The 6,949-nt window shown below is 57.0% G+C and carries 7 protein-coding genes; 3 read left to right on the forward strand and 4 right to left on the reverse strand.

Annotated elements, in window-relative coordinates:
• Positions 1–169: 169 nt before the first annotated feature.
• The gene (locus O9H85_RS34725; RefSeq protein ID WP_269885946.1) at positions 170–958 is read right to left on the reverse strand and encodes an HAD-IIA family hydrolase; all 789 of its coding nucleotides are present in this window, start codon (positions 956–958) and stop codon (positions 170–172) included.
• A gap of 309 nt (positions 959–1,267) precedes the next feature.
• On the opposite strand from O9H85_RS34725, the gene pruA reads away from it, so the two are divergent.
• Positions 1,268–2,815: an L-glutamate gamma-semialdehyde dehydrogenase gene (gene pruA / locus O9H85_RS34730; RefSeq protein ID WP_269885939.1), complete on the forward strand. Its 1,548-nt coding sequence runs from the start codon at positions 1,268–1,270 to the stop codon at positions 2,813–2,815.
• A 129-nt stretch (positions 2,816–2,944) separates the two neighbouring features.
• Positions 2,945–3,088, forward strand: coding sequence for a CDGSH iron-sulfur domain-containing protein (locus O9H85_RS34735; RefSeq protein WP_333474308.1), 144 nt, complete (start codon positions 2,945–2,947; stop codon positions 3,086–3,088).
• Between the two features lie 169 nt (positions 3,089–3,257).
• Here the strand turns inward: O9H85_RS34735 and O9H85_RS34740 are convergent, their stop codons facing one another.
• From O9H85_RS34740 to O9H85_RS34750, 3 genes are read right to left on the reverse strand one after another with little or no spacing between them, the layout of a single operon-like run.
• Positions 3,258–4,343, reverse strand: coding sequence for a sensor histidine kinase (locus O9H85_RS34740; protein WP_269885940.1), 1,086 nt, complete (start codon positions 4,341–4,343; stop codon positions 3,258–3,260).
• Between the two features lie 39 nt (positions 4,344–4,382).
• On the reverse strand, positions 4,383–4,952 hold the full coding sequence (locus O9H85_RS34745; protein ID WP_269885941.1) for a hypothetical protein: 570 nt from the start codon (positions 4,950–4,952) through the stop codon (positions 4,383–4,385).
• Positions 4,945–5,637 (reverse strand): response regulator transcription factor, encoded by a 693-nt coding sequence (locus O9H85_RS34750; protein ID WP_269885942.1) that lies wholly within the window; start codon positions 5,635–5,637, stop codon positions 4,945–4,947. The genes O9H85_RS34745 and O9H85_RS34750 overlap by 8 nt, the downstream gene beginning before the upstream one ends.
• A gap of 311 nt (positions 5,638–5,948) precedes the next feature.
• Here O9H85_RS34750 and O9H85_RS34755 point away from each other — a divergent pair, with 311 nt between their 5' ends.
• Positions 5,949–6,440 carry a cysteine dioxygenase gene (locus O9H85_RS34755; protein WP_269885943.1) on the forward strand — a complete coding sequence of 164 codons (492 nt, stop codon included), beginning with the start codon at positions 5,949–5,951 and terminating at the stop codon, positions 6,438–6,440.
• Positions 6,441–6,949: the final 509 nt, after the last annotated feature.

Raw genomic sequence — 6,949 nt, forward strand, 5'->3', positions numbered from 1 at the left:
GATTTTTGGAATTTGGCAATCTTAGTCATTTCCAGGACGCCATCCGGTATATGGACTTCATTAAACCTCCGGGTCCCGTTAGAAACGTCCGGATGTTCCATAGCCATCACCGTTTAGCTCCAATGGCCTATTCCCACAGATCACCTCTGTGGAAACGAAGTTTCCGTAATTAACCGAGCTTCTCAGCCAGCACCATCAGGTGCTCGGATATGAGGTCCGGCTTCACGCCCGTGCGCGAGATCTGCTCCTGTACATTGCCCGCCATCGCAAGACCGGTCAAGACCAGCGCCGTGCGGCACCCCGCATACCGGCCGCCTCGGATGTCCGTTGCCAGGTTGTCTCCGACGGCCCAAATGTCGGATGCCTGAAGCCCAAGCTTCTCGACGGCATATTTCATAATGATCGGAGACGGCTTGCCGATAATGACGGGCTGACACTCCGCAGCCCTCTCGATGCTCGCGGCGATGGAGCCGGCGGCCGGCGTGAGTTCTCCGTTCCAAGGCAGCAGATGGTCCGGGTTCGTCAGCACGAACCGTGCCCCGCGGCGGATATGACGTACGGCCAGCAGCAGTTTATTGTAATCGAAGCTGCGGTCGATGCCCTGCACGACGGCGCTTACCTCAGCGTCCCCGTCATCCGTCAGCTCGAAGTCTGCTTCCTGCAGCGCCAGCCGCAGACCTTCCTCTCCGATGCAATAAATTGGCCCCGGCCCGATTCCGCTGTCCCGCAAATACATCGCTGCCGCCTGGGCCGAGGTCAGCACCTCCTCCGGCGACGCTTCAATGCCCGTCTTTCTCAAATGCTCCGCCACTTGCTCAGGCGTACGGGACGAATTGTTGGTCACAAATAAAAAAGGATTGCCCCGTTCGCGCAGCGTTCGGATAAAGTCCGCCGCATACGGAATCGGCCGGTCCCCATGATATAGCGTGCCGTCCAAATCAAGCAAAAATCCGGTCATATTCGTGCTCTTGCTCCTCTCCATCGATAAAGCCGCAGCCGCTCCGGGCAGTGGCATACGTTATTTATCGTATTGTAGCAAAAGTGGCCGTCCAGGGCCAAGCTCAAGTCTCGCGGAAGGTGCTTCCGTCTTACGAAAGTTGCTGCCATTACCCAGGAAATAAGCAAGATTCATGGCTTGCGCTCATAGGCTTGCAGTAGAAGGATGCCGATAGTCAAAGCCGTGATGCCCATGCACATTGTTTGACTGAAAGCAGGAAGCCGGATAATCGATTCGAGAGCAGCTGAAGGCGAATAGGAGGAAACGATCATGAGGGAAGCCTACCGCAATGAACCGTTTACGAACTTCACGGAGGACGGCAGCCGGGCTGCCTTTGCCAAGGCGCTTCAGCAGGTGAAATCGGAGCTCGGCCGGGAGTACGGGCCGGTGATCGGAGGAGAGCGGATCGCTACGGAGCTGCGCCAGCCGTCCTTGAATCCGTCGGATACTCAGTCCGTTATCGGCATCGTCTGCCAGGCGGACCGGGCGCTTGCGGAACGGGCCGTCCAAACCGCCGCCGCCGCCTTTGGGATCTGGAGGCGCGTCCCGCCCTCCGCCCGGGCCCGCTGCTTGTATAAGGCCGCTGCGATTCTCCGCCGGCGGAAGCACGAATTCTCCGCATGGATGGTCATGGAAGCGGGGAAGAGCTGGACCGAGGCCGACGTCGACACCGCCGAAGCGATCGACTTCCTGGAGTTCTACGGAAGAGAAATGGAACGGCTCGGCGACAAGCAGCCTCTGACGAGCGTCCCGGGTGAAGACAATGAGCTCACCTATATCCCGCTGGGGGTCGGCGTCATTATCCCCCCTTGGAATTTCCCGCTGGCGATTATGGCCGGCATGACGGCCTCCGCGATCGTCGCCGGCAATACGGTCGTGCTGAAGCCGGCCTCCCCGACACAGGTGATCGCGGCACGGTTCGCCGCGCTTCTCGAAGAGGCCGGCGTACCGGAGGGCGTCGTCAACTTTTTGCCGGGGCCCGGTTCGGAAATCGGCGACTATCTTGTCGATCATCCCCTGACGCGCTTCATCAGCTTCACCGGCTCCAAGGAGGTAGGACTCCGCATCAATGAACGTGCGGCGAGGACGCAGCCCGGCCAGAAATGGATCAAACGGGTAATAGCCGAGATGGGCGGCAAGGATACGATCGTCGTGGACGATGACGCCGACTTGGAGCTGGCGGCGGAGGCGATCACGTTATCCGCCTTCGGGTTTTCCGGCCAAAAATGCTCGGCCTGCTCGCGGGTCGTTGCGCTTGGGAAGGTGTACGACGAGCTGCTGGGGAGGGTTGCCGAGAGAGCGAGCCGGCTTACCGTAGGTTCACCGGAGGATCCGGCTACGTATATGGGACCCGTCATCGATCAGAAGGCGCACGCCAAAATTATGGAGTACATCGGGATCGGAGCCGCCGAAGGACGGCTTGTGTGCGGGGGAAAGGCAGGTGACCCGCGCGGCTATTTTATCGAGCCTACGATTATTGCTGACGTGCGGCCGGATACTCGAATCGCGCAGGAGGAAATCTTCGGGCCTGTCGTTGCCTTCCTGAAGGCCTCTTCGTTCGACGAAGCGCTGGCGACAGCCAACGATACGGAATTCGGCTTGACCGGCGCCGTCATCTCGCGCAGCCGGGCCCGTCTGGAGCAGGCGAGAGAGCAGTTCCACGTTGGCAACCTGTACTTCAACCGGAAATGTACGGGAGCGCTCGTCGGCGCCCATCCGTTCGGCGGCTTCAACATGTCGGGCACCGATTCCAAGGCTGGAGGCCGGGATTATTTGCTACTGTTTACCCAAGCCAAGGTGGTCTCCGAACGTCTATAGCGTGAGATTTGCTGGATGGAAGTGTTTTCCTGTGAAAAGGGGATATACTAGCACCTGAAGGAGGTGTTACTTATGTCCGATGGCAAAATTACGAAGCTCGACAACGGCCCGCTTTAGGTTCAAGGCGGCGTGCCGCTGCTCGATCCCGACGGGAACGTCTATGAAGTGAAGGACCCGTACTTCCTGTGTCGGTGCGGTCATTCGACCAACAGGCCGTTCTGTACCGGGGCCCACAAGGCAGCCGAATTTCATGACGCTTCGAGAGCGAAGTAGCCTGCGCTTTAGCGAAAAAGCCGCGAATGCCGGTATCATTCAACCGGCATTCGCGGCTTTTCTCAGTTGATAAAACTTTATAAATTTTTACAGATTATAGCTTCGAATCAACCTTGATAAACGCGCTGGTCCTTGTAAGACAAGGACCGCGCAGCCGTTTATCCTGGTGTCATCTCCCGTTCTCCACCCTGAGCTGAACGTAGAAATGAATTTCCCCGTTATCCGACTCCGCCCAGATGCGGCCGCCGTGCGAATCGACGATGCTTTTCGCGATCGCGAGTCCGAGTCCCGAGCCCCCCGTCTCGGACGTTCGGGCCGAATCGACCCGATAGAACCGGTCGAACAGCTGCTCGAGCTCGTCGCGGGTGAGCGCATCGGCCTTGTTGCTGATGCGGATGATCACCTGCCCGCGCTCCCTGGCCATGCCGACCGAGACGGCGCCGGGCTTCGGACTGTATTTGACCGCGTTGCCAAGCAGGTTCTCGAACACGCGGATCATTTTGTCCACATCGATATTTACCGTGATCTTGTCCGGCGGAATGCTGCGGATAAACGTCAGGTTCTGTTCTTCGCCGATCGTTACATATTCCTCCAGAAGCTGCTCCAGCACCTCGTTAATGATAACGCCCCGCTTGTAGAGAGGCACGTCCTGGTGGGACAGCTTGGTGTACTCAAACAGATCGTCGATCAGCGATTTGAGCTTCTCCGATTTGTTGTAGGCGATGCTCAGGTAGCCGGCGGCCTGCTCGGGCGTCTCGTAATTGCGGTCATGCAGCAGCCGCGGATAGCCTATGATGAGGGTTAGCGGCGTTCGCAAATCGTGCGACACGTTGGTAACGAGCTCGTTCTTGAGCCGCTCGGACCTTCGTTCCTCCTCGATCTTCCGCTGCAGATCGCTTACCATCAGGTTCATGTCCCGCGCGAGCGAACCGAGTTCGTCCTGGGAACGCTCCAGCACCCGGTAATCCAGGTTGCCGGTGGCGATGATCCGCAGACCGGAGGCGAGCTCCTCGACGTAGCTCATTTTTTTCTGCGTCAGATAATAGAAGAGGAAGATGAAGGCGGCAAGCGCGGACAGCAGGGACAGCGGACTCTGGCCTTTGACGTACGTAATGACCGGCTGCGGAATTCCCGTGACGATGAGGTATGACTTCTGATTGTTGAAGGTAACGGGGTAGAAGCTCGAGAATTCCCTGCGGGAGTCCATGCCGTTCCGCGAGTTCATGGCATTGCGGATAATATTGTGCACATCCACGTTCGTCTCCGGCGTGGTCTCGTTCTTGTAAATGACTTGTCATTCGAGATCGGTGATCAGAATTTTATATTTTTCATTCGCGGTCAGCCGGTTGACGGTTTCGTTGAATTGACGCTGCTTTCCTTCCTCTGCTTGCTGTCTGCGCTGCTGCTGCGGAATGGCCGGAACCGACGCCACCGTATGCCCTTCAAACAGGCCCTGCTGGCGTCTTTGTGCGCTGCCGGTCGCAGCCCCGGACGGATCGGCGTTGTCCTGGACATTGCCCGGGACGGGAGGCTTATTCGATACCGGCTCCAACAGGCGGACGAGCTCCCGCGCGTCGGCGTCGATCCGTTCGACGCCCATCGAGTAATCGATGTGGGTGCCCTTGTTGATTTGGCCGAAGATCGCGGAGGAAAAGGCGTATACGATCGTGGAGGCGCCCAGGCAAATCGCAAAGGTGAGCACCAACTGCAGCCGGATGCTGCGTTCGACGGAGCGGCGTCCCATGCGGTACAGGTCGATGAAGAACAGGATCATGCTGCGCAGCAGGGTGAAGGGAAACCAACTGAATGGAACCCGCTGCAGGAAAGGCTTCCGCGGACGAGGCGCTTTCTCTAGTTTACTCAACTTTATATCCCACTCCCCAGACGGTTTTGATAAATTTCGGCTTGCGAGGCTGCTCCTCGATTTTCTCGCGGATTTTAAGGATGTGCACCATGACGGTGTTGTCCGCGTCGAAGTAAGCTTCCTTCCAGACGGCCTCATAGATTTTCTCGATGCTCCATACGTGTCCCCGATGACGGGCCAGCAGCTCGAGAATGGCGAACTCCCGCGGCGTCAGCTTGACCTCGCGCCCGTCCACCTTCACCTCGTGCGTCGACGTATTGATGGTGAGCTCGTCGACCTCGATCTCATGCTCCTTGCTCGGCTGAGGCACGTTCAGCCGGGTGTAGCGGCGCAGCTGCGATTTGATCCGGGCGATCAGCTCCAGCGGATTGAACGGCTTGCTCATATAATCGTCGGCCCCCGTGCTGAGTCCTAGTATTTTGTCCATGTCCTGGCTCTTCGCCGAGAGCATAATAAGCGGCATGTTCCTGTTCTCGTGGATCTTCATGCAGGCCTCGATCCCGTCCATATGCGGCATCATAATGTCGAGACCGATGAGATCGACGTGTTCTTTTTCCAATAGGCGAAGCGCTTCGATTCCGTTCGCGGCCCGCAGGAGCCGGAATCCTTCGTTTTTTAAATAAATTTCGAGCAAATCGATGATTTCCTTCTCGTCGTCGACCAGAAGGACCGTATATTGGGCCATAACGGCAGGCCTCCTTCGTGAAAGCATACTCCAAAAATCATAACATGGGAGGTCAGCACGACCAAGTCTGAAGCTCGGGAATCCCTAGGAAACGTACTGCTTCCGTGGACGATGACCCCAGTATAGCCGGGGAATCTTAACAAGGCCCCGCTTCAGATCTTAAAGGATTCTTAATTATGGAGGGATAAGCCTAATTTTTAGGCATCCGTCACGCCGGGCCCGGTGGGCGAATACATAGTGGGTAGACGGATTTTATAACAAAAACTTATCGGGTTCTTCAATAAACTTGATAACCAAACGGAGGAAATCTTATGAACTTGTGTGATGCTGTCGGGCAAACGTTAAGCGGGCTACGGACGTACTCTCCCGCCGAACTGATGGAACGGATTCGAAAGCTTAGGATTACCGCTGAGGTTGCCGCTCCCTGGGTCGCCGAGCCGCAGCGGCTGCCGTATGGCCGGACCTCGCTATACCTGGAGGAAGGCGTGGAGGCGGTGCTGATTCATTTGCCCGGAGGGGCGGCGACGCATATTCATGACCATGGCGCCTCGATCGGCTGCGCCCGGGTGCTGGAGGGGCGGATGCTCAACCGGATCTTCCGGTTGGACGGGTACGGTTATCCAGAAGAGGCGGGAGAATATGAGGTTCGCGAAGGGGAATTTCTTATTGCGCCCCGCGGACAAATTCATCAAATGGTGAACCCGTCCATGAAGCGGATGATCTCGTTCCATCTCTATGCACCCCGAATGTCCGCCTCGCGAAAATATGTTCCGTATGAGCAGGCGCTGGATTACGTGATTTAACCTTTGTGCGCAATAATCCCGGTTTGAGCCGCCCGGCCCGCATTCCTGCGGGCTCATGCTGTAGAGAAACCCATAAAATAGAGAAATCTGCCTTGGTACAACGGTGGGGTATCCCCTTCCGGCCGCTGTTGTTCTCGGAAAATTTTCAATTAATTCGCTATGCAGCGGTCATTTTCCGATAACAAAGGCGGGCGCTATCGCTCCTACAGGGGATACCTCACCTACTACCTTTTGCATTTTTCGATATATTCGGGTTTCTCATCAATCTGGGCCCGCATTCCTGCGGGCTTTTTGCGTTGAGCGTGCCCAGAGGCACGCATCTTCTTGCCGGTGAAAGTCCGGTCGCGGGAGGGACCAAGCCCCCGCGTAGCTAGGATGCCTACGTATAGCGAAAGCAGTACGTAGAAGCGCATCGACGGAAGTACCTGTCAGAGACAGGGCAAGCAACATGCCAGGCCGTAACATAAAGTGAATCCTGCCGCGTCGTTAAAAAGGCCTCGCAAGAGGGA

The sequence above is a fragment of the Paenibacillus gyeongsangnamensis genome (assembly GCF_027533625.1).
GTDB classification, from domain to species: Bacteria; Bacillota; Bacilli; order Paenibacillales; family NBRC-103111; genus Paenibacillus_G; species Paenibacillus_G gyeongsangnamensis.